The sequence below is a fragment of the Halomonas sp. AOP22-C1-8 genome, from assembly GCF_052378905.1.
In the GTDB taxonomy this organism is placed as follows: Bacteria; Pseudomonadota; Gammaproteobacteria; order Pseudomonadales; family Halomonadaceae; genus Vreelandella; species Vreelandella citrativorans.
This window is the reverse complement of sequence record NZ_JBQSYD010000007.1, coordinates 108,276-128,657: the sequence shown is the minus strand read 5'-3', so window position 1 is coordinate 128,657 and position 20,382 is coordinate 108,276. Positions and strand designations below refer to the sequence as shown.

Genomic DNA, 20,382 nt, shown 5'->3' with positions numbered 1-20,382 from the left:
GCTGGCCTACACGCGGTTTAGGGCAAGGCCAACGCCAGGGTTCAAGGCTCGACGTTGGCACTGCTTGAGGCGGTAATAATCTCACCGCCATGATCCGTCTTACAGCCAAGGTACGCCGTGGGACGGCCATCGTGATGGGAGTGGCTGGAACCTTCGATAATGGTCGCGCCACAGCCGGTTTTATCGCCCACCCGCGCTACGGGCTGGCCCTCTACTTTAGAGGGCGAACCGGAGACGATTTCGGTGGTGCCGTGGCCATGAATGGGGCAACGATGCAGGTCGCCTTGGCGGGCTACGGGTTTCATAAATCCACCAATATTCTGGCTACTCGCCACTCACCACTTTTCGACTTATAAAACACCACAGGAAAGCTGGCATAACGCTTACTACCGGCGGGGGGATGTTCCCACAAAATGGGAGTAGGGCGAATACGCACCAATCGGTTATTCGCCATGAACTCTACCTGGTCATCCTGCGTATTATCCTCCCAATAAAGAGGTAAAAGTTCTTCACCGCTGGGTGGCACCCTTTCAAAAGCGGCAAGTCCATTTTGAGTATTTTCAATGAAGTCTCTTGCAGACTCTCTCTCAGTGAGCATGTACGCTGTACGCGCCCAAACGGGCTCAATCTCCCGGAAAATAGCTTCTGTATCGTTGCGATCAATCATTGCGTGGATATTTTGATAGGCTTCACGCAGTTCACGGCGCAGTTCGGGCGTATCTTCAAGTTCAATTGCGTCTCCTTCCCAGTGAGCAGAGGGTATAGGGTCATTGACAGTAAAGGTAACGTCCAGCCGGTAACCATCCAGTGTCCAGCCTCCACCAAAGATGATGTTTTCGAACTCGGATAATTGAGGCCGGCCATCACTACGAAGATGCGGCTGGTTTAGTACCCGCTCCTCACCACCTGCTGTATTTTCCAAATGTTCGAATTGACCTTCCTCTTCGTTATAACGCATGCGCACAAGGTGAATACGCTCGCGTTCGCCTGTTGTCCATTGGTTGCGACTGATAGCGATATCGATTGAGACACCATCGTGCAAAGAATAATTATATTCACCTGTTTCAGAATCCTGACCCGTTACAGGTGAAAACAGTAGCGATAGCGTGTTTTCCCCCTCGCGTAAATGTAATCCAATATTGGGGGAGGCGTCAGCGTAGGCCACTTCATCATTATTGCGTACAAACACATCGTTAATACGTAAGGACCAAGCGCTGCCTTCGGTATGAATATGAGCGTTATAGCGGTTCTCGAAATTATCGGCCATGACCTTTCCTTGCCAAAGTATAGTAATAATAATTAACATTAAAAAACGACTTAGTAAGCTTGCCATTGGGGCTCCTTGGGTTCCCAGATAAGGTAAGTATCTCTTCCAGGAGGAAGTTCCTCGCGTTGTTGCGCTATTACTTCTGCCTTTTCTCTTGAGTCCTTGATATGCTTTTCAGCATTTTCAAATAGATCTTCAACCTGCGCGCTCAATAACTAAGTGCAACACCCTCTAATCGAGTATCGTGTTGCCATGGAAATCACTATCATCATCTCAGTACCACCGATCGCGTACCGCTCTTGCGTGATTAAGTATTGTAAATAACACGGTATCTCCTATAAAACCGCTCTTTAAAACACGCCTTCTAAAAAACATGTTTAGGTAGGCAAGCGCTAATATCTAAGGCTCGACGTTGGCACTGCTCGAAGCGGTAATAATCTCACCGCCATGATCCGTCTTGCAGCCTAGATACGCCGTGGGGCGGCCATCATGGTTGGAGTGGCTGGAACCTTCGATAATGGTCGCGCCGCAGCCGGTTTTATCGCCCACCCGCGCCACGGGCTGGCCCTCAACGTGAGAGGGCGAACCGGAGACAATTTCGGTGGTGCCGTGGCCGGGGATGGGGCAGCTGTGCAGATCGCCTTGGCGGGCTACGGGTTCATCGGCAGATTTCCCAATGGCCATCGCGGCGGATGAAGTAGATGCTAATAAATGCCGAACGACCTTCTTGTGTAATATTCTTAAAGCGCAGTGGTTGATTGACACCTTCCTCCGTTAACCAGGCGACACGATTACCTGCTGCCAAGTTCAGTGTCATTGGATGATCGGGTAAGTCGTCTAACTGGTACACATCCGGGTTATCAAAGTACATATCGTAGCTGAACCGATGGCGTACGTACTCTTCCGGTGTATTTGAGGCAATGGCCAGCTCTTGGGTTCTTGTGGAGGCAGCGTTCAGCAAAGCCTCGTTATCGCCCGCTGCAAACAGGGCATGTAGGCGACGATATTCGCGGGTCAGGCTATCTCTAGTGGCATCGTTGTCCTGAAGTACATCACCCTCCTCCCAGCACCAGGTGGGCATTGGTTGGCGATTGTTAAAGGGCACCGTTAACCTGAAATTGTCTTGATCCCAGTTAATATCACTTTCTCGTGGCTGCACCGGAGCATACGAATTTGTCGATACAATTTCAGGCGTGGCGTCTTCTACACCGGGCATCATCACCACTTCAAATGCCGTTTTTGCATCAATATTGGGATTGTCACCGGGCTCCCAGTACTCGACGGCAAGGCGAAGCTCGTGCTGCTCTTCAAATGGTTCAGCAGATGGCACTGGCCAAGCATAAAACTGTAGCGCGTTGCTTCCAGTTTTAACGTACTCGGTTATGGGCAGCATGGTATTTTGCTCGCTCGGCACGCCTTTAAAGTCGAGCATAATGTCCTGTATATCGACTGAGGATGCCAGGCCATTCACACTCCAGCGCACTCCAAATTGATAATCAACTTCCTGCGCCATGGTGGGCAGGCTTATCAACATCGCCAGCAAAGGCCAACAGTGGATGAGTGGTCTGATCATACGGCTGGCTCTCCTGATTATCTTCAACGCTGGTATTCATTAGTTAAGGCGCTATCTTGGCACTACTCGAGGCGGTGATAATCTCGCCGCCATGATCCGTCTTGCAGCCAAGATACGCCGTGGGGCGGCCATCGTGATGGGAGTGGCTTGAGCCCTGAATGATGGTCGCGCCGCAGCCAGTTTTATCGCCCACCCGCGCCACGGGCTGGCCCTCTACTTGAGAGGGCGAACCGGAAACGATTTCAGTGGTGCCGTGGCCGGGGATGGGGCAACGGTGGAGGTCGCCTTTGCGTGCAACGGGTTTCACGAGTCAACATCCGCTACGCGCCACTCTCCCGAAGAGGTGCGATAAAACACCATTGGCATTACATCCTCTTCTTTATCTGGTTGGTTGGGATAGGCCCAATAAATAGGGCTAGGCACAATGCGCACTAAGCGACCCTCGCCCATAAACTCTAAACTATCCTCAGCCGGGGTATCAGCAAAATCCAAAGGCTGGAGACGGGGGCCGTCAGGCTCTTGGTGGATACCTACTAACTGTGAGCCGATAGGCATCGATTCAATATAATCTCTTGCGCTCTTTCCTCCTGCCATCAATAACCCAGCGCGCTCCCAGACAGGTTCAAATTCACGCACAATAGCGTCTGAATTACCTTCTTCAAATAGGCCGTGCAAGCGCTGATAGGCTTGACGTAACTCATGGCGTAGCCGTGGGGTGTCTTGCAACGGCGTCGCATCATTCACCCAGTGAAAATCAGGAATGGTATCCAGCAAACGAAAGTTCATATCAATCCGCTCAGCCTCGAGGCTTTCCCCATTACTAACTACTAGGCGATCCGGTGAGTTCACCTGAAACTCCCCTCGAGTACGCAAGTGTTCGCTCTGATGTGTCGTCTCGCCGATAACGTTGGCAGGGTTTTTGGGGAAATCTATCAACTCACCCGTCTCCATATCGTAGCGTAGCTGCAACGTATGAATCCCCTCCTTCTCTTGAGTACGGATGTTAATAGCCTCAATGGTGACGTTGACCCAAAACGTCGATTTAGGCCCCTGCATTAACTCACCTGTTTCAGGGTCACGTTTTGACTCCCCTGTGGTCTCATCTCCCAGTATCGGCGCATAAATAAAGGAAACCGTATTGGCGCCTTCTTGTAAATTAACGCTAATGGGGTATGAGATGGAGTACTGTTCCGTCGTACTATGAGACTGTACATTTATGTCATTAATTCTTAACGCCCACGCTGCCCCCTGGGTATGAATATTTACCCAGTACTGGCGATCAATTGGCTGTGCCATGGCTAGCTCCTGAAACATCAATAAGCATAAAAAAAGCCCCCAGCTTAGTAAGGCTTTAGAAAGGTACCCACGTACCCTCTTCCTTGGGCCAAATTGTCTTTCCATCACCTTCATCTCCTTCAATCTCGGCTATTCTTTCTGTATTCAATGGTCTATTACGCACTGAATTAGACATCCTGGCTGCATTCGTATTGGATGCATCAATCGAAGAGTCCACTTGTTCTGAGAGACTTTCTCTTTCTTCCCCCGCTACTAACTCAAGGCTCCCTTCTGCCTTATACCCCACCTCATCAGCACCACCCCGTCTTCTCCTCGAAGTAATCTCCGCATAAGCCTCGCCGCTGACCCTAACGCCTTCAAAGGTATAGCGCTTCATCCGCTGGCCTTCGTCGTTATTCTGTACCTCCCACATCCAGGAGGTATGGATAGAACCGCGCACGCCCGCTTGTGCTCTCACCATAAACACACTGCCTTCGACATGGAGCTTTATTTCGGCCAAGCCGAGAATTTGCAATGTGCCTTTGAAATCGCTGGTTATATCATGGGCGTTAAACCCCATACCTTCACCAGAGGCTGGAATGCGGTAGGAAACCATACCGTCCTTGCCCAAGGTATGCTGCAACGATCCTGTGGCACTCAACTGAAGATAACCTTCGATAGTCGCGTTTACTTTCTCGCCGGCTTTTATGCGAGCACGTGCATCCTGAATTCGATTGGCACCTGCGGGGGTTAGGGCAATTGAGGCAATCACTTCAATCAAGTCGATTCTGCCGGTCACTCCCAGGCTGAGAACCGATTCCATACTACCGATATTGAGCTGTAGATCCGGGCTGTTTGGCACCGGTACTAACTCAAACCCGGAAGGCTTAAACGACAACGATTTACTGATGATGACGCCAGAGCCAATAGAGGAGCGATCGTACTCGACCGTTTCGCTGGGCGCCCCCAGGGAAAAGTAGCGGTTAATCTTCTGTATGGTGTCGACCATAATACCGATGAGGCCAGGCGCATCGTTTTGGCGTGGGATGCTTTTGGTCTCGCCACCGGCGGCCTCGGCGCTTCTTGACCACTCCAGTGTATGCCGACCGTACTGCCCCGAAAGCGTCCCTGTTGCGGATACTTTCGCTGACACCTCACTCGTCATGAGGATGGTTTCTACGGCCAGAGTAACGTTGCCTTCTAACTTCATATAAGGATAAGCAACGACCTTCAGGGAGTGGCTGATATCCTTGCCAGGCAAACATTGCATCGGTAGAAAGTTGGCCTCTCCGCCTTGATCGCTCAAAATACGGTTGCCAATTACCGCATCAAAGGCCACGAAGCCCAGAGTGATATCGAAGGGAATAAAATCGTTAAGACTTCCCGCCAACTGAGTCGGCTGGTTGTAAATAATAGGAACATCTACCTTTTGGTCGGTAAGCTTTTGTATCCCATCTCCAAGTCCGCCAGCACCACCAGTGTTTACATAAGCCCCTATACAGGGAACATCGTCCGTGCGGCCGTTTTGGCAACTCGTTTCACCTTCCCATAGGACTTCTACATTAGCCATTAACTGGCCTGTAACAGCATTTCCTTGAGGCCTTGCGACGACGAGCAGTGTCATTGCTCCGTCAACTGCGGGCCATTCAACCTTGCGTGAACTATCCTCCTTGTCACTGACGCTCCCGGCCTTAAGGCAGCATCCAGCATCCTGTTGGCATTGAACACAAGGTTCAGCAAATGCCGTATCCGGGCCACTCTCTTCCGTAGAGTCATTGCTAAAATATGAAATTGGGCTTTCGGTCAGCGGTTCGGCACCACTGTCGAGATAAGCTTGATAAACGCGATTCGCGACCGCCCCTTCATCTATTGGCTCACCGTTTTGCTGTGACCAATAAAGTGAGCGCAGCGTGCCTTCAGCGGCGTTACCAAACGCTTCCCACTCTTCATTCAGTAGGTAGAGAGCGTCCTCATAGGTCGGCTGATAACTCATGACCACTCCCCGCTAACGATGGGCCGAAAATTGTCGTGTTGCATATCACTTTCCTTGTCGGCATATTTCGCCAGCAGAGCCTGCTGAATACGCCCTCGGGGAAACCAGGCTTCCAGGCGGTCACGCTTGCGCCAGGCGGCCATGGTGGGGTTTTCAAGTATTTGCTGTGCTTCGGTTTGATGGGTGGGAAAGGTGTCGCCAAACGCGATCACGCACTTCGCCAGGGTGCGGGTCTGTTTTTTTGAGGCGAGGCCGTAACGCTGTCCCAACTGCATCGCGGTGTGAACGGCAGACAGCAACTGCTGGGCCGTTTTCTGGGGATACTGTGGGGTCATCGAAAGCGCCAGGGCCGCCTGCGCCCGTTGCTGCATCAGGCCACCAAACCACACAAACTCTTTCTGGCCGATGGCAAACTGCCGCCCCTGCCCTCGCGCGTCACGGGCGTCATCGCTGAGCGAGATCGTCAGCAGTCGACCCTGTACCTGCTGAACGGGCGCCTCCAGCGCGATGGAGGGGATTAACGTTAACTCAGCCGGAAACACCATCAGCGGGGAAGCGGGAATAAAGACGGCTTCCAGCGGCGCCATAAAGGCCGCCAGCTTCCAGGGCTCGAGCGCCTGGCTCATATCCAGGGCCACACGGGGGTCGTAGAAGCGGAAGTACACCGGGGCCTGGTCGTTGGCCGGGGTCCAGAGCATGGTGAACTTGCGCAGGTGCGTGCGCAGTTGCTTGAGCGTGGCACGGGAGTGAAACAGCACGCCCCAGTGCTGATCCTGGGGCAGGTTTTCAAGCCAGGTCCGAATGTCGCTGTCGGCTTCCAGGCGTACAAGCCACGGGGCACTGGCCTGGGTGGCGGTGTCGGTGGTGGCGTAAAGGCAGGCGTGCTGGGCGTCGGTCTGGCCCAAACGCGCCATGGCTTCCCGGCAGTTGACGCCGTCAATGACTGCCCAGAGCGGCGGTTGGTTCCGTGCAAACAGCGCTTGCCAGGTCGTTTCCTGGTAGATGACCGGAGGAATCGCCGGCTGATCGTTTTGCGGTTCGGGCGGCTTTTCTGGCAACAGAGGCACCATGTCGCCGTAGGCGACCGGGTATTTCGTTGACGTCGTGTGCGCCAATTCAACCAGTGTTTGCACCAGGCCTTCCCGGCGGCAACGCTCAAGCAGTGTTTCAATGGCCTCCAGGCGCACCAGTCCCAGGCCGTCTTGATGGCACTGCTGTTGTAGGCGCGCTCTTACCTCGTCTTCACTGCTGGCCAGGACTGCGGCGACCGTGATGGCTTCATCGGTGTCTTCTTCCCAGCGCCGGGCGCTGGGGGTGTGGGCCATGACATGGCAGCGCGCTACCCAGTAGTCAGATGTTGCCATGCGTCATGCCTCTTCCAGCGGGCAATGGGAAACAAACGGGCTGCCTTCCCCTGCGGCGGCTTCCAGCACGGCAGGAATGGGCGGTAGCGCTGCGGCACTGGGCGAAGCCGAGCCCACGTTCAATACCGGCGTCACATCGACACTGCCCCCTGATACCACCAGCGCCGCGCCACCGGCCACGAGCGTGATCTTGCTGGCATCCAGAATCAGCTCGCCGTCGGCTTTAAAGGTGATATCGCCGTTGGCATGGGTCTGATAGCTGCCGCCCACGGTGAGGCCGCGGTCGCCGTCTATCTGCTCGGTGTGGTTGGTATGTACGGTGACATCGCGGTTGCCATCGATGGTCTCGACGCGGTCCTTGGCCACCGCCAGGTGTGAGTTGTTGCCGATGGTCGCGGTATCATCGAACTCGACGCGCTTCTGGCGGGAGTTCAGGACATGCAGCTCCATGTTCTTCTGGGCATGCATATAGATGAATTCTTCGCCCGCCTTGTCTTCAAAGCACAGCTCGTTGAAGCCTTCGCCCTGGTGGGTCTGGGTCTTGATCGCGGTGCGGGTCTTGTGTTCAGGCAGCGGATACGGCGCGGTATTGGCGGCGTGGTAGGTGCGCCCGGTAATCAACGGCTGATCGGGATCACCTTCAAGACACGAAACAATTACCTCATGCCCTATCCTGGGAATAGCGATACTGCCGTAGCCGCCGCCCGCCCAGCCTTGTGACACGCGCACCCAGCAGCTGGCTTTCTCGTTAGGCTCGGCGTAGCGGTCCCAAGGGAACTGTACTTTGACGCGGCCATGCTCATCGCAGTGAATCTCCTCCCCAGGCGGGCCGACCACCATGGCTACCTGGGGGCCATCCACACGCGGTTTGGGGTTGGGCGTGGCGCGCCAGGCGACATCGCCTGGCCCCAGTACCAAGGTGTTGTGGTAGCGCGTCATATCGGCGGAATCGCCTACCGTAAAGCTGTCTTCTTCAAGTGCCTGGGGCTGCTCACCGTGGTGAATGACCTCGATCAGCTGCCAATCACGGTTGAGGCTTTCCACATCATGGTCGCTCAGCGTAAAACGAACGCCGGGGGCGAGTTCGGGCAAATCGCTTTGTGCCTCGGCGGTCACGGCCTCCCGCCGCAGGTGCTCCAGGCGGATCCGGGTGAAGGGCTTACCAGAGGCATCCTGCTTATAGCGGCCGGGATAGTCGTAATGCTCGTAATCCATCCGTTGGCCGTGCTGTTCAACATTCGGCCCTTGATGCTCGTGCAACTGCGCGTAACCGGGGTTCTTGAACGTGTAATCCTTCAGTGTGGCAGATGAGCTGGCCACGCGAGCGGTATGGCGCAGTTTACGCACATGGCGCGTGGGGGCGGTGCCGCCAGCCCGGTTATGGTAGGTGCGCTCGCCAAGATTAGTTAGTGAATTAGGATCATCCGTGAATACCAGACGATGGGCACCCGCTTCAAATGTATGGAAGTAGAACAGCCCCTCTTCAGCAGCCAGGCGTTCGATAAAGGCAAGGTCGGTTTCGCGGTACTGCACACAGTACTCACGCTCGATGAGGTCACGGTTTAGCGTAAAGGTGACATCGCTGATGCCCCGCTCATTACACAGCGTGGTAATGATAGCGACCGGGTCAAGTTTCTGAAAAATGCGCGAGTTGTGGCGCAAAGAAAGCCGCCACAGGGCGGGGCGAAGTACCAGGGAGTAAAAGGTACGGCGGTGGCCACGGTCGCCGCGAGCAAACTCACTAATGATGCCGTGCACTTGGCGTAGCGCTTCACCCGACTGCCAGATGGTCAACGTAGCGTTGCGATCCAGCATCTCGGTGGCGTCCAGGCTGCCATCACGGCTGGCCAGGTTGAGCACCAGTTCAAAAGGCTGTGAGAGCGCCTCGCGATAGGTGAAGTCGACCACCGCCACGCTGCTCTCGCCCGGAAGCGTCAGAGTGAAGTAAAGACCATTTCCATTTGCCATCCGGCCGCTCCCTGGATTGTTATCTCGTCAATAGGAGCGATGAGGATAGCGACCAGGGTCAACAGAGCAAGGCCTGACCAATACGTGGCGGTAATGTCTTACAAGCTTGTAAGATATCTCTTACATAACCAAAGTTAACTTTTACTAAAACGCCTTCTCAAGCGCAAAGCGTGGTTGGGTCTGGCCCTCTTTAGTAACCGTCTCCATAAACATTTCAAGCGGGCGCACCCACAAACCGTACTCCCCATAAAGGGCGCGGTAGATCACCAGTGGCTCTTCGGTTTCGCTGTGGTGGGCGGTGCCAACCACTTCATAAAGTGCGCCTTTATAGTGGCGGTAAATACCGGGAACGGGGGCGGTCATTGGCTTTCCTTCTGAGTGGCTGGCTGGTTGGCTTTTTTAGCCAGGCGTTCGAGCACTTTGGAGGCTGCGACAAAGCCGAACGTGCCGGTGACGAATGTGGCGGCGCCAAAGCCCGAGGCGCAGTCCAGCCGGGTGGCGTCACCGCTGCCGGGCTTTTGCAGGCACACTTCACCGTCGCTACCGGGATACACCAGTTGCTCGTCGGAGTAAACACACTCGACTGAGAAGCGCCGCTTGGGGTTGCGCGAGAAGTTGTAATCCCGGCGCAGGCGCGAGCGCACTTTGGATAACAGCGGGTCGTGCTCGGTACGGGTTAAGTCGGCCACTTGAATACGTGTGGGGTCGGTCTGACCACCGGCGGCACCGGTCACGGTAATCGGGATTTTACGCCGCTTGCACCAGGCAATCAGCGCGGCCTTGGCGATAACACTGTCGATAGCGTCCACCACGTGGTCGGCGTCCTCGGGAATGCGCTCGGCCAGGTTCGTGGGCGTGACAAATGCCGTGTCAGCGACGATGTCGATGTCAGGCGCAATCAGGCGGCAACGCTCAGCCAGCACATCCACTTTAGGTTTACCGATAGTGCCATCCAACGCGTGCAGTTGACGGTTGACGTTGGAGACACACACATCGTCCAGGTCAATCAAGGTAAGCTTACCGATACCTGAGCGCGCCAGCGCCTCCACTGTCCAGCTACCTACGCCACCTACGCCCACCACCACCACATGCGCCTGGCGAAACGCGGTGGCCGCACGCTGCCCGTAAAGGCGCCGAATACCGCCAAAACGGAACTCATAGTCGTTAGAAGCATGGTCGTTAGAAGCATGGTCGTTAGAAACATGCTCGTTAGAAGCATAATCGTTAGAAGCCGTGCCAGCAGAGGCTGGCTCAGCACTTGCCGGGGTAACCGGTGGAAGTGAAGGCGTAGTAGACATGGCAAGCTCTTTTTAAAGCGTTTGAAGGGCAGAGGGCGCTGTCAGCGGCGGAGTTCGCACGCTGTCCAACGGCAGGTGGCCTGCCCAGCCTAAATGATGAAATAAGGCGGTCATGGTGTCATCCAGGGCACAGGTTAGCGCAACCCGTTTAGCCAGCACGGGGTGATCAAAGGCTAAATGCGTGGCCGCCAGCAACAAGCGTGGCGCATTCAGTTGGTCGGCAAAAAAGCGATTGTGGACGCTTTTACCGTGCTTGGCATCACCAATGATGGGGTAACCGCGCCGGGATAAATGGCGGCGAATTTGATGGCGGCGCCCGGTAAGCGGGCGCGCCTCCATAAGCGAATAACGGGCTACTGGGTAGCGGTCGACCTGAACGGGAAGCTCGACACTGTCCAGGCGGCGTATATCGGTCATGGCGGGCATCGCAGGCATCTCTGCTTTAGGCCGCGAGCCATCCTCTTCACGTAGCGGATAGTCCAGACGCGCCTCATCAGGTGCTTTGCCACGCACCACCGCCAGGTAGCGCTTTTCGACCTGGCGTTCACTAAACGCTTCGCTTAAAAGCCCAGCGACAGTCGAGGAGAGGGCAAACACAATAACGCCCGACGTCGGCCGGTCCAGCCGGTGCACGGGATAAACGCGTTTGCCTATCTGATCACGCAGTTGCTGCAACAAAAACTGCGTTTCACCCCGTGCCAGCGCCGAGCGGTGTACTAAAAGCCCGGCGGGCTTATGCACGGCGACAAGGTGCTCATCCTGATAGAGGATTCTAAGCGGCAACATAGCACTTCCTGGGTAAAAACGAGGCGCTATTGTCGCGGCTGGGCAGGCTGATGTCATCCGTAACGTTAGGTTAAAGCTAGCCAGCCAGCGTTGGCAACATGGGAACTCGGCAACTACCTTGTAAAGGCACCCCTTCGGGGGCTTCCACGGAACAGGAAAGGAGAACGAACCATGCGTTATTCAGCTCCGCTCACCGGTATCGCCGCAGCCCTGCTACTGGCCACTACCGCTAGTGCTCAAACCAATGAGAGCGAATCGCTTGAAGTGAATATGCACGAGGTAACGTCCGAAGGTGTAAACGATGCGCTCGGTACCGTGACGATTGAAAGCTCCGAACTCGGAGGCGTGTTATTGACGCCCTCCATCACCGGCCTAGAGCCAGGTATTTATGGTTTCCACCTGCACCAGAACCCCAGCTGCGAACCGGCCGAAAACGATGACGGCGAAATGACCGCTGCCCAGGCCGCCGGCGGTCACTATGACCCGGACAATACCGATACCCACCAGGGTCCTTATGGCGAAGGCCACTTGGGTGACCTGCCGGTACTGACCGTCAACGACGATGGGGAAGCGAACCTGCCCGTGCTGGCACCTCGGCTGAGCATGGACGACATAACAGACCGCGCCCTGATTATTCATGAGGGCGGCGACACGTATGAAGACGAGCCACACTTGGGTGGCGGTGGTGCGCGCATGCTCTGCGGTGTGACACCTTCATAACGCGCTTACGTTACGCAAGAAGATGACCGGGCAGCCTAAGGCTGCCCGTTTTCATATTGATGTGTGTCATTACGCTCAGTGGGCCACTAAAGTCTTAAAGCGGTTTGCTTAACGACACTGTACATTCTGCCAACTAATCAGCGCCCTAGCTGATTTTTCATCTGTCGTCTTTCACTATCCCCTGACCACTGAGTGCCCAACATGATTACCTTTATCGTCTCGATACTGCTGTTAATCGTGGGTTATTTTACCTACGGTAAATTCGTTGAACGGGTCTTTGTCACTGATCGCAAGCGTCAAACGCCTGCCTATAGTATGCGTGACAACATCGACTACGTACCGATGAACACAACGCGTAACTCGCTTATCCAACTTCTTAATATTGCCGGTGTCGGGCCCATTTTTGGCCCTATTCTTGGCGCACTTTACGGTCCGGTCGCCTTCGTTTGGATCGTGGTTGGGTGTATTTTTGCCGGTGCGGTGCATGATTATCTAACGGGCATGATCTCGATTCGCAACCACGGCGCTCACCTGCCTCAACTGGCGGGCAAGTTCCTGGGTAAAGTCATGAAGCACGTGGTTAATGGCTTTGCGATTTTACTACTGCTGCTGGTGGGTACCGTATTTGTCACCTCCCCCGCCGCGCTGCTGGACAATATGACGCCGATATCACTTACCCTGATTATTATGGCGATTTTTGTCTACTACCTGATTGCGACACTGCTACCGATTGATAAGGTGATCGGCCGCATCTACCCCTACTTTGGTGCGCTGTTACTGTTCAGCGCGGCGGGTATCGGCATTGGCATGATCGTGACGGGCGCACCGATTCCTGAGCTTTCGTTCCAGAATATGCATCCGGAAGGCGCACCTATCTTCCCGTTACTGTTTTTAACGATTTCTTGCGGCGCGCTTTCGGGCTTTCATGCCACGCAAACGCCCATTATTTCGCGCACAACGGAAAACGAAACCAGCGGGCGCAAAATCTTTTACGGCATGATGATCACCGAAGGCATTATCGCCATGATCTGGGCAGCAGCAGCCATGAGCCTGTTCCACGGTGACCAAAGCCTTTCTGACGTTTTGGCGGCGGGCGGCCCTGCGGCCGTGGTAAGCGAAGTGTCCACTACTATGCTTGGCGCCGTAGGCGGCACGCTAGCGATACTGGGCGTTATCGTTCTTCCGATCACCTCTGGCGACACCGCGTTTCGTAGCGCACGCATGATCATTGCCGACTACCTGAAAATTGATCAACGCCCGATCGTTAAGCGTCTGCTGATTGCCGTACCTCTGTTTGTCGTGTCGTACGCACTCACCCACATGGACTTCACGCTACTGTGGCGCTACTTCTCTTGGGCAAACCAGACCACCGCCGTGATTGCACTATGGGTCGCCACGATGTATCTGGTGCTATCGCGCAAACCGTACCTGATTACGTCGATTCCGGCGGTCTTCATGACCATGGCCACCTTTACCTATATCGCCTATGCGCCCATTGGTTTTGGCCTGTCGCTGCAGGTGAGCTATGTGGTGGCGGCAATGGGTACGCTGGTGTGCATCGCCCTGTTTATGAAGCGTGTACGTCGTTTAAGCCGCGCGACCTTTACGGTCGATGAGCCTGCCACGAACTTTAGCGAAGACGTTCTCGCGACCTCCTCCAAATAAATCCATCCCCCGGGCAGCCTGCTGCCCGGTATGCATTAAGCGCTGCACCGTCAGCGCTTTTTTATGCCTATCCTTTTGTCATCTCTGCTACATTTTTCATCACTCCCACGCCTGCTCTTTCTATTACTCTCTTCCTCTGCCCCCGGATTTTATTACGGCATATTGTCGACCTCATAGAAAACGTTATATCATAACCATTAATAGCGATTTAATGGCCTGATTTGAGATGTTGGCAATGTGCAGCGACCCCGTTTTATCCGTGCGTAATCTGCGCATTCAAATTGACCAACAGCCGGTGGTTGATGGCCTCTCCTTTGACGTGATGGCCGATGAGCGCGTATGCCTATTGGGCGCATCAGGGTCGGGGAAATCATTTACCGCGAAAGCGGTGTTAGGGCTTTTACCGCCTAATGCTCAGGTACAGGGAAGCATTCGCCTTCTTGGCCAGGACGTTATTCACACCCCTGCTGCACAACGGCGCAATGAAACCCGCGTATCCATGGTGTTTCAGGATTCGCTTTCGGCGCTCAACCCGCTGGTGACTATCGGCTCCCAGCTGCGCGAGCCCTTCACGCGCCACCACGGCTTATCGCGTAAAGCGGCCATGCAGGCCGTTATTGCGTTACTGGAAGCCATGGGGCTTCCTGACCCACAGCGGTTGATAAAACGCACGCCCGCCGAGCTTTCCGGCGGCCAGCGCCAGCGCGTGTGTATCGCGCTTGCCATGGCCTGTAAAACCTCGTTGCTCGTTGCTGATGAGCCTACGACCGCACTGGATGTCGTCACCCAAACGCAGGTACTCCGCGCCCTGCGCGAACATACCGGTAAAACGGCCACGTCTCTGCTGTTTATCACTCACGATCTTCACGCCGCTGCTCAGCTGTGCCAACGCGCTGTGATTATTGAGCGCGGCGTCATGATTGAAAGCGGTGAGCTGGATACCCTGATTACCGCCCCGCAACACCGCTTTACTCAAGAGTTGGTGGCCGCTGCGCATAGCGTACAGCCAGCCCAGTTCACGAGCGTGACCGAACCTCTATCCGTTGATTACTTAAAGAGCGCCTAGATGCAAAGCCCCCTACCGTTTAGTCGTCAGGAAGCACTCGTGGGTAGAGAAGCATTTATATCGGCACGCGGGCTTAATAAAAGCGTCACGCTGCCGCGTGAGGTGTTTTGGCGAGCAGGTGAGCGTAAGCACATCATCAACAATGTTGACCTTACACTTTACCCCGGAGAACGCGTGGGACTGGTGGGCTTGTCCGGCTCGGGAAAAACTACCTTGTTGCGCTCGCTGCTGGCGATTGAAGCGCCTGATAGTGGGTCAATTACCTGCCAACATAAAGTAGTGCGCCCCGCGTCCACGGCCCGCCTGCGCTGGTACCGCCAAGCGGTTCAGTATATTCCCCAGGACCCGGCTTCTTCGCTTGACCCGCGAATGAGCGTGCGCGCACTGGTTGCTGAGCCGCTGATTCGCCTTCAGGTGAAGTGCGACCCGATTGAGCGCGCCCAGGAAGCGCTTGAGCACGTGGGGTTGGGCACTGCATTTCTGGACCGCAAACCCCATGAGCTTTCCGGCGGCCAGGCGCAGCGGGTAGCCATTGCCCGAGCCATCGCTCCCCGCCCGCGTTTTTTACTGGCCGACGAGCCGCTTAGCGGGCTTGACCTGCCAGTGCGCGCCCAGGTGATTAACGTTCTGAAGCGGCTTTGCGATGAGAACGGTACAGGCCTGCTGATGGTGTCCCACGATTTATCCGTGGTCGCCAGCCTTTGCAAGCGCACCCTGGTAATGGATAACGGCAGGGTTGTTGAAGACCGTCCTACCTCTGAGCTTTGGCGCACACCTCGCCACCCCATCACGCTTGATTTGATCAAGGCCGTCTCTCAACTGCCTACCTGCGCTTACCCGCACTGTCATCCGGCGGACGTGGGGGCGCTTTTATAGCGGGCTTATAAACAACCTATCCGCGACTAAAACCCGTTTCGCCAACATGGCGTCTAAGCGTTTGCTTACGAACGTTTGGCGGCTGTTTTTAACGTCTACTTCTGTTCCTGACATGGAGACTCCCCAATGCTACGCCACACACTTCGCCTATCGTTACCCGCTGTCCTGGCCGCGCCTTTTCTACTCGCTGGCTGCTTTGATAACCAGCGTGATGAAACCTCTGCCTCACCAGACGCCGACGAGCGAATTAGCGTCGCGATGCTTCAGCCGCCGCGTTCAGGGTTGAGTCCGTTATCCGACGACGCGTTTAAACTATCGCGCTGGAGTAACGCTGAAACTCTGGTTCGTCTGGATACCAACAGTGACCCGCAGCCGTTCCTGGCGACCGAGTGGGAGCAAGTGGACGATCAAACGTGGCGCTTTGTGATTCGTGACGGTGTGGTTTTCCACGACGGCACCGAGCTGACCGCCAACGACGTCGTGAATTCCCTGACAGCCGCCACTCAAGCGGCCCCCAAGCCGCGTATTCTGGACGGCGTTAACATGACCATTGAAGCCGATGGCGACAATGCCGTGCTGGTGCGTACCGAGAAAGCCGACCCACTAATTGCCAACCGGCTTTCCAGCCCGCAGCTGGCGATTCTAGCCGCTAGCGCCTATGGCGACGATGGCCGAGTGAATCCCATCGAAGTAGGCACCGGCCCTTTTGTTTTGAAAGAGATCAATGGCACCACCAGCGCCACGCTCGACCGGTTTGATGATTACTGGGGCGAGCCCGCCGCCATTGCTGGTATTGATGCGGATTATGTCTCCGACGGTACGGCGCGCGCCGCTGCCCTGAGAACCGGCACCGCCGATGTGGTAGAAGCCATTCCGGTATCGCAAGTGGCGCTGCTGGACCAGGCGCTGGTGCACGAAGTGCCCATGCCGCGCACCAACACGCTGTATCTGAATACCCAATCAGGCCCCATGGCGGACCCCGGCTTGCGAGCGGCCGCGCGTGAAGCGATTGATCGTGCCGCCATTGTGAAGACCGTTTACGAAGGTCGTGCCGATATTGCCGAAGGTCTACTGGGTCCGGCACTGGCCTGGGCAAGCGAACACCGCACCTCAATAGGTGACCGTGCCACGCCTACCGCACCAGAGGGCGTCGAAATCACTCTGGCGACCTTTACTGATCGCGCTGAGCTGCCGGAAGTCGCCGTCCTGCTTGAGCAGCAGTTGACCCAGGCTGGCTTCAAGGTGACGCAGGAAGTACGCGAGTACGCGCATATTGAGTCCGACGCGTTAGCCGGTGAGTTTGACGCCTTTATCCTGTCGCGTGCCACCGTGCTGGATTCGGGCGACCCGGTGGCCTACATGTACAGCGACTTCGCCTGCGAAGGCTCTTTCAATATCGCCCAGCTTTGCGACCCGGCCGTTGATGAGGCGCTTGCCAACGCTTCACAGCAGCCCACCGGTGAAGCACGCCGCCAAGCGATTATCGACGCTGAAGCCGCTATTCTGCGCACCGATGCGGCGATCCCGATGCTCCACGAGCGGGTCATTCAGGGGGAATCGGCACGGGTTAGCAACGCCGAACGCGACCCACGTGAGCGCATGCTGATCACCGAAAAAACCGCTATCGATACTGATAGTGAGTCCTGAAGGCGCGCCACGCATGATTAACGCAACATCACAGCCCCTGTGGCGCCGCTTACGCATCGAGCCGTTTATTCCCCTGTTGTCACGCCTAGTGACGCTGGCAGGCGTTGTGGTTCTGATGGGGCTACTGCCTTGGCTTTCAGGCCGCGACCCGGCGCTCAGCATCTTGCGGGCGCGTTCTGCCGAACAGGAGGCAACACCAGAAGCACTGGCGGCCATTCGTGCTCAGCTGGGTCTGGAATCCGGGCCGCTGGAGATGCTGAAGCACTGGCTGCTGGGGCTTTTGCAGGGTGATGCAGGTAACTCATGGATTTCAGGCGCGCCGGTGCTGCCCGGCCTGCTAAAAAGCGCACAGGTATCCTTGCTGCTAATGAGCTTTGCCATGCTGGTGGCGGTGGTCACCGCAACGCTTATTTGCCTGCCAGTGGTGCGGCAGGGTTTGCGTGGCCAGATTAGCCGCTCGCCTGGCACCGTGGGCGCGGCATTAACGGCCCTGCCGGAGTTTCTCCTCGCCTCGCTGCTGCTGGTGGTGTTTGCCGCCTGGCTTAACTGGTTGCCGCCCTATGGTTGGCGCGGTTTGAGCTACGCGGTGCTTCCCGCATTGGCGCTGGGGCTTCCCGCAGGCGGGCTGCTGGGCCGCTTGTTCAGCGATGGCCTCTCGGCCACCTTTACCGAGCGTTGGGTGGCCACCTGGAGTGTGGCGGGCTTCTCTCATCGCCGTATTACGCTCTCCGTTCTGCGCCGTACGCTGCCAAGCCTTATGCCCCAAGTGGGTATGGTCATGGTCGGCCTAACCGGCGGTGCGATAGCCGTCGAGCAGGTGTTTTCGATTCCGGGCCTTGGCCGGGCAACGCTGGGAGCGGCATCAGCCCAGGACATGCCTGCACTGCAAACCGGCATTCTTATTCTGCTGGTGATTGCGATTGTGCTGGGCAGCCTTGCCAATATTGGCCGCGCGCTGCTGCTCGGCCGGACATTTCGGCTGGGCGCTCTGCCCGTGACCCACACCGAGCAAAGCGTATCGCGGCGAGCGTGGATCGTCCCGAGCGTCGCGGTTCTTCTGCTGTGTGTGCTAGTGATTGCAGGCATTACTCGAGATCCGTTTAGTTCGGCCTTTATGCGCCTGGAAACACCCAGCCTTGGCTTGCCGCTAGGCGCGGACGGCACTGGGCGCGATATTCTGGCCCGCGTGGCCCATGGCGCGCTCTCCACGATTGGCATGGCGGTTGCGGTAGTATTTTTCACGCTGATTCTGGGGCTCTTGATTGGCCTAGCACCCAAGCTTGCCACCGGCCCCATAGAGATTACCAAGGCAACGCCGCCCACCATTGCGGGTCTTATCGTGGCCGGTTTGATGGGACCCAGCACCAGCGGCGCCGTTATTGCGGTTACCGCGGTGGCCTGGGCACCCTTGGCGGCGCATACAGCAGCGCTGGTCGCCGAGGCAAAAGCCCAGCCTCACGTGCGCATAACGCCCCTTCTAGGAGTGGGGCAACTGCGCTTGATGGGCCGCTATATTCTTCCTGCGGTGATTGGCCCGGTATTTCGCCACGCCATGCTGCGCTTGCCTGGGGTTGCGCTGGCGCTTGCGGCACTGGGCTTTTTGGGTCTGGGGCCACGGCCACCTTCGCCAGAGTGGGGGTTAGTGCTGGCAGAAGGTATGCCGTACATTGAGCGTGCGCCCTGGGCGGTGCTGATTCCTGCGCTGGCGCTGGTGCTGCTCTCGGTACTGGCGGTATCGCTTTCAAGTTTTGTGGGGGCAAGCAAGCCCGCCCGTTAGGCAATAGCACTCATGACAGGCAAAAAAATGCCCCCGACACTGTCGGGGGCATTTTTGTGAGCGGTCGTCAATAAGTGCTGGGCTAGCGCTTACTCGTGGTCGCCCGCCAGCTGCATTTGGCGCAGCATGTAGTTCTGAATACCGACCTGCTCAATCAACTTCAACTCGGTTTCGATATGGTCAATGTGCTCTTCTTCATCGGCGAGCAGATCACGCAGCAAATCACGTGAAACGTAGTCTTTAACGCTTTCACAATACGTGATGGCTTCGATGTAGTCGTTACGGCCGTCGTGCTCAATACGCAGATCGCTTTCGAGCATCTCTTTAACGTTTTCGCCAATGTGCAGCTTGCCCAAGTCCTGAAGGTTAGGAATACCTTCCAGGAACAGGATGCGCTCAATTAGCTTATCGGCGTGCTGCATCTCTTCAATGGACTCGTCATATTCCCATTTGGCGAGTGCTTTTAGGCCCCAATCCTTGTACATCTTGGCGTGCAAGAAGTACTGATTGATAGCGATAAGCTCGTTGCCTAACGCTTTGTTGAGATGCTGAATTACCTGGGGATCACCTTTCATGACGTCACCTTTTCGTTGTAATGCTGAGAGTTCATCTAAGCAATCAAACAGTTACGTTAACAAAGGAGTATAGGCCACGCAAAGGCATACTCCCAGCTTTCTGAGAGTATAAAGAAGAGATCAAAAAATTCAAACAAATCAGTTATTTGCTAACGATAACTCTAACAAGAGTGATTCGCGTCATACGGCGTAAGCGAGACTCATATCGGCTTCCAAACGGGCATTTTGTACCGCTTCACGCGTTAGCGATTTAGCCATACAAGCGCACTTGCCGCACTGGGTCGCACAGCCGGTGGCTTCACGTACTTCTCGCCAGCTGCGCGCTCCGTCGCTCACTTGCTGACGTATCTGATGATCGGTTACTCCCTTGCACACACAAACGTACATGGCGACACCTCATTAATCACATGAGGTGAATGTAAATGATTCGCATACATCTTTGCAAGTAAAAACAGATGCTCTTTAGCAGTGATTGCCCTTAGCATCTAGCTTTTATTATTCAATTCAGCTTGTTAGTTATTTAGTTGTGTAA

The 20,382-nt window shown here is 55.7% G+C and carries 20 protein-coding genes; 6 read left to right on the top strand and 14 right to left on the bottom strand.

The window, feature by feature from the left end; translation table 11 throughout:
* Positions 1–41 precede the first annotated feature (41 nt).
* The 12 genes from ACT3TY_RS06035 to ACT3TY_RS05980 form a co-directional block, all read right to left on the bottom strand.
* On the bottom strand, positions 42–305 hold the full coding sequence (locus ACT3TY_RS06035) for a PAAR domain-containing protein (RefSeq protein ID WP_444627645.1): 264 nt from the start codon (positions 303–305) through the stop codon (positions 42–44).
* Positions 302–1,267, bottom strand: coding sequence for a hypothetical protein (locus ACT3TY_RS06030; protein WP_444627644.1), 966 nt, complete (start codon positions 1,265–1,267; stop codon positions 302–304). Before ACT3TY_RS06030 ends, ACT3TY_RS06035 begins: the two co-directional genes overlap by 4 nt.
* A gap of 399 nt (positions 1,268–1,666) precedes the next feature.
* The gene (locus ACT3TY_RS06025; protein WP_444627643.1) at positions 1,667–1,951 is read right to left on the bottom strand and encodes a PAAR domain-containing protein; all 285 of its coding nucleotides are present in this window, start codon (positions 1,949–1,951) and stop codon (positions 1,667–1,669) included.
* A complete protein-coding gene (locus ACT3TY_RS06020; protein ID WP_444627642.1) occupies positions 1,926–2,840 on the bottom strand; it encodes a hypothetical protein in 915 nt (304 codons plus the stop codon). The genes ACT3TY_RS06025 and ACT3TY_RS06020 overlap by 26 nt, the downstream gene beginning before the upstream one ends.
* Before the next feature lie 43 nt (positions 2,841–2,883).
* Positions 2,884–3,147 carry a PAAR domain-containing protein gene (locus tag ACT3TY_RS06015; RefSeq protein ID WP_444627640.1) on the bottom strand — a complete coding sequence of 88 codons (264 nt, stop codon included), beginning with the start codon at positions 3,145–3,147 and terminating at the stop codon, positions 2,884–2,886.
* On the bottom strand, positions 3,144–4,136 hold the full coding sequence (locus ACT3TY_RS06010; protein WP_444627638.1) for a hypothetical protein: 993 nt from the start codon (positions 4,134–4,136) through the stop codon (positions 3,144–3,146). The genes ACT3TY_RS06015 and ACT3TY_RS06010 overlap by 4 nt, the downstream gene beginning before the upstream one ends.
* Positions 4,137–4,191: 55 nt before the next feature.
* Positions 4,192–6,108 (bottom strand): hypothetical protein, encoded by a 1,917-nt coding sequence (locus tag ACT3TY_RS06005; protein ID WP_444627637.1) that lies wholly within the window; start codon positions 6,106–6,108, stop codon positions 4,192–4,194.
* The gene (locus tag ACT3TY_RS06000) at positions 6,105–7,472 is read right to left on the bottom strand and encodes a DUF4123 domain-containing protein (protein WP_444627636.1); all 1,368 of its coding nucleotides are present in this window, start codon (positions 7,470–7,472) and stop codon (positions 6,105–6,107) included. The genes ACT3TY_RS06005 and ACT3TY_RS06000 overlap by 4 nt, the downstream gene beginning before the upstream one ends.
* A 3-nt stretch (positions 7,473–7,475) precedes the next feature.
* The gene (locus tag ACT3TY_RS05995; RefSeq protein WP_444627635.1) at positions 7,476–9,440 is read right to left on the bottom strand and encodes a type VI secretion system Vgr family protein; all 1,965 of its coding nucleotides are present in this window, start codon (positions 9,438–9,440) and stop codon (positions 7,476–7,478) included.
* 144 nt (positions 9,441–9,584) lie between these two features.
* Entirely contained in the window at positions 9,585–9,803 is a 219-nt protein-coding gene (locus ACT3TY_RS05990; RefSeq protein WP_441677930.1) for a DUF1653 domain-containing protein, read from the bottom strand.
* Positions 9,800–10,738 carry a tRNA cyclic N6-threonylcarbamoyladenosine(37) synthase TcdA gene (tcdA, locus tag ACT3TY_RS05985; RefSeq protein ID WP_444627634.1) on the bottom strand — a complete coding sequence of 313 codons (939 nt, stop codon included), beginning with the start codon at positions 10,736–10,738 and terminating at the stop codon, positions 9,800–9,802. Before tcdA ends, ACT3TY_RS05990 begins: the two co-directional genes overlap by 4 nt.
* 12 nt (positions 10,739–10,750) lie before the next feature.
* On the bottom strand, positions 10,751–11,524 hold the full coding sequence (locus tag ACT3TY_RS05980) for a pseudouridine synthase (protein ID WP_193056466.1): 774 nt from the start codon (positions 11,522–11,524) through the stop codon (positions 10,751–10,753).
* 171 nt (positions 11,525–11,695) lie between these two features.
* Between ACT3TY_RS05980 and sodC the strand changes: the two genes are divergently transcribed.
* From sodC to ACT3TY_RS05950, 6 genes are all read left to right on the top strand, one after another.
* On the top strand, positions 11,696–12,244 hold the full coding sequence (sodC, locus tag ACT3TY_RS05975) for a superoxide dismutase family protein (RefSeq protein ID WP_172118576.1): 549 nt from the start codon (positions 11,696–11,698) through the stop codon (positions 12,242–12,244).
* Between the two features lie 201 nt (positions 12,245–12,445).
* Entirely contained in the window at positions 12,446–13,909 is a 1,464-nt protein-coding gene (locus ACT3TY_RS05970; protein WP_444627633.1) for a carbon starvation CstA family protein, read from the top strand.
* Positions 13,910–14,135: 226 nt separating this feature from the next.
* Complete coding sequence (locus ACT3TY_RS05965) at positions 14,136–14,975, top strand: ATP-binding cassette domain-containing protein (RefSeq protein ID WP_444627631.1); 840 nt, start codon at positions 14,136–14,138, stop codon at positions 14,973–14,975.
* The gene (locus ACT3TY_RS05960; RefSeq protein ID WP_444627629.1) at positions 14,976–15,851 is read left to right on the top strand and encodes an ABC transporter ATP-binding protein; all 876 of its coding nucleotides are present in this window, start codon (positions 14,976–14,978) and stop codon (positions 15,849–15,851) included.
* Between the two features lie 126 nt (positions 15,852–15,977).
* The gene (locus tag ACT3TY_RS05955; protein WP_444627627.1) at positions 15,978–17,498 is read left to right on the top strand and encodes an ABC transporter substrate-binding protein; all 1,521 of its coding nucleotides are present in this window, start codon (positions 15,978–15,980) and stop codon (positions 17,496–17,498) included.
* A 13-nt stretch (positions 17,499–17,511) separates the two neighbouring features.
* Entirely contained in the window at positions 17,512–19,275 is a 1,764-nt protein-coding gene (locus tag ACT3TY_RS05950) for an ABC transporter permease subunit (protein WP_444627626.1), read from the top strand.
* 89 nt (positions 19,276–19,364) lie between these two features.
* Here the strand turns inward: ACT3TY_RS05950 and bfr are convergent, their stop codons facing one another.
* Together bfr and ACT3TY_RS05940 are read right to left on the bottom strand one after the other, a co-directional pair.
* Positions 19,365–19,850, bottom strand: a complete 486-nt coding sequence (gene bfr / locus ACT3TY_RS05945) for a bacterioferritin (protein WP_172118571.1) — start codon at positions 19,848–19,850, stop codon at positions 19,365–19,367.
* A gap of 180 nt (positions 19,851–20,030) precedes the next feature.
* The gene (locus tag ACT3TY_RS05940) at positions 20,031–20,237 is read right to left on the bottom strand and encodes a bacterioferritin-associated ferredoxin (protein WP_087109929.1); all 207 of its coding nucleotides are present in this window, start codon (positions 20,235–20,237) and stop codon (positions 20,031–20,033) included.
* Between the last annotated feature and the right edge of the window lie 145 nt (positions 20,238–20,382).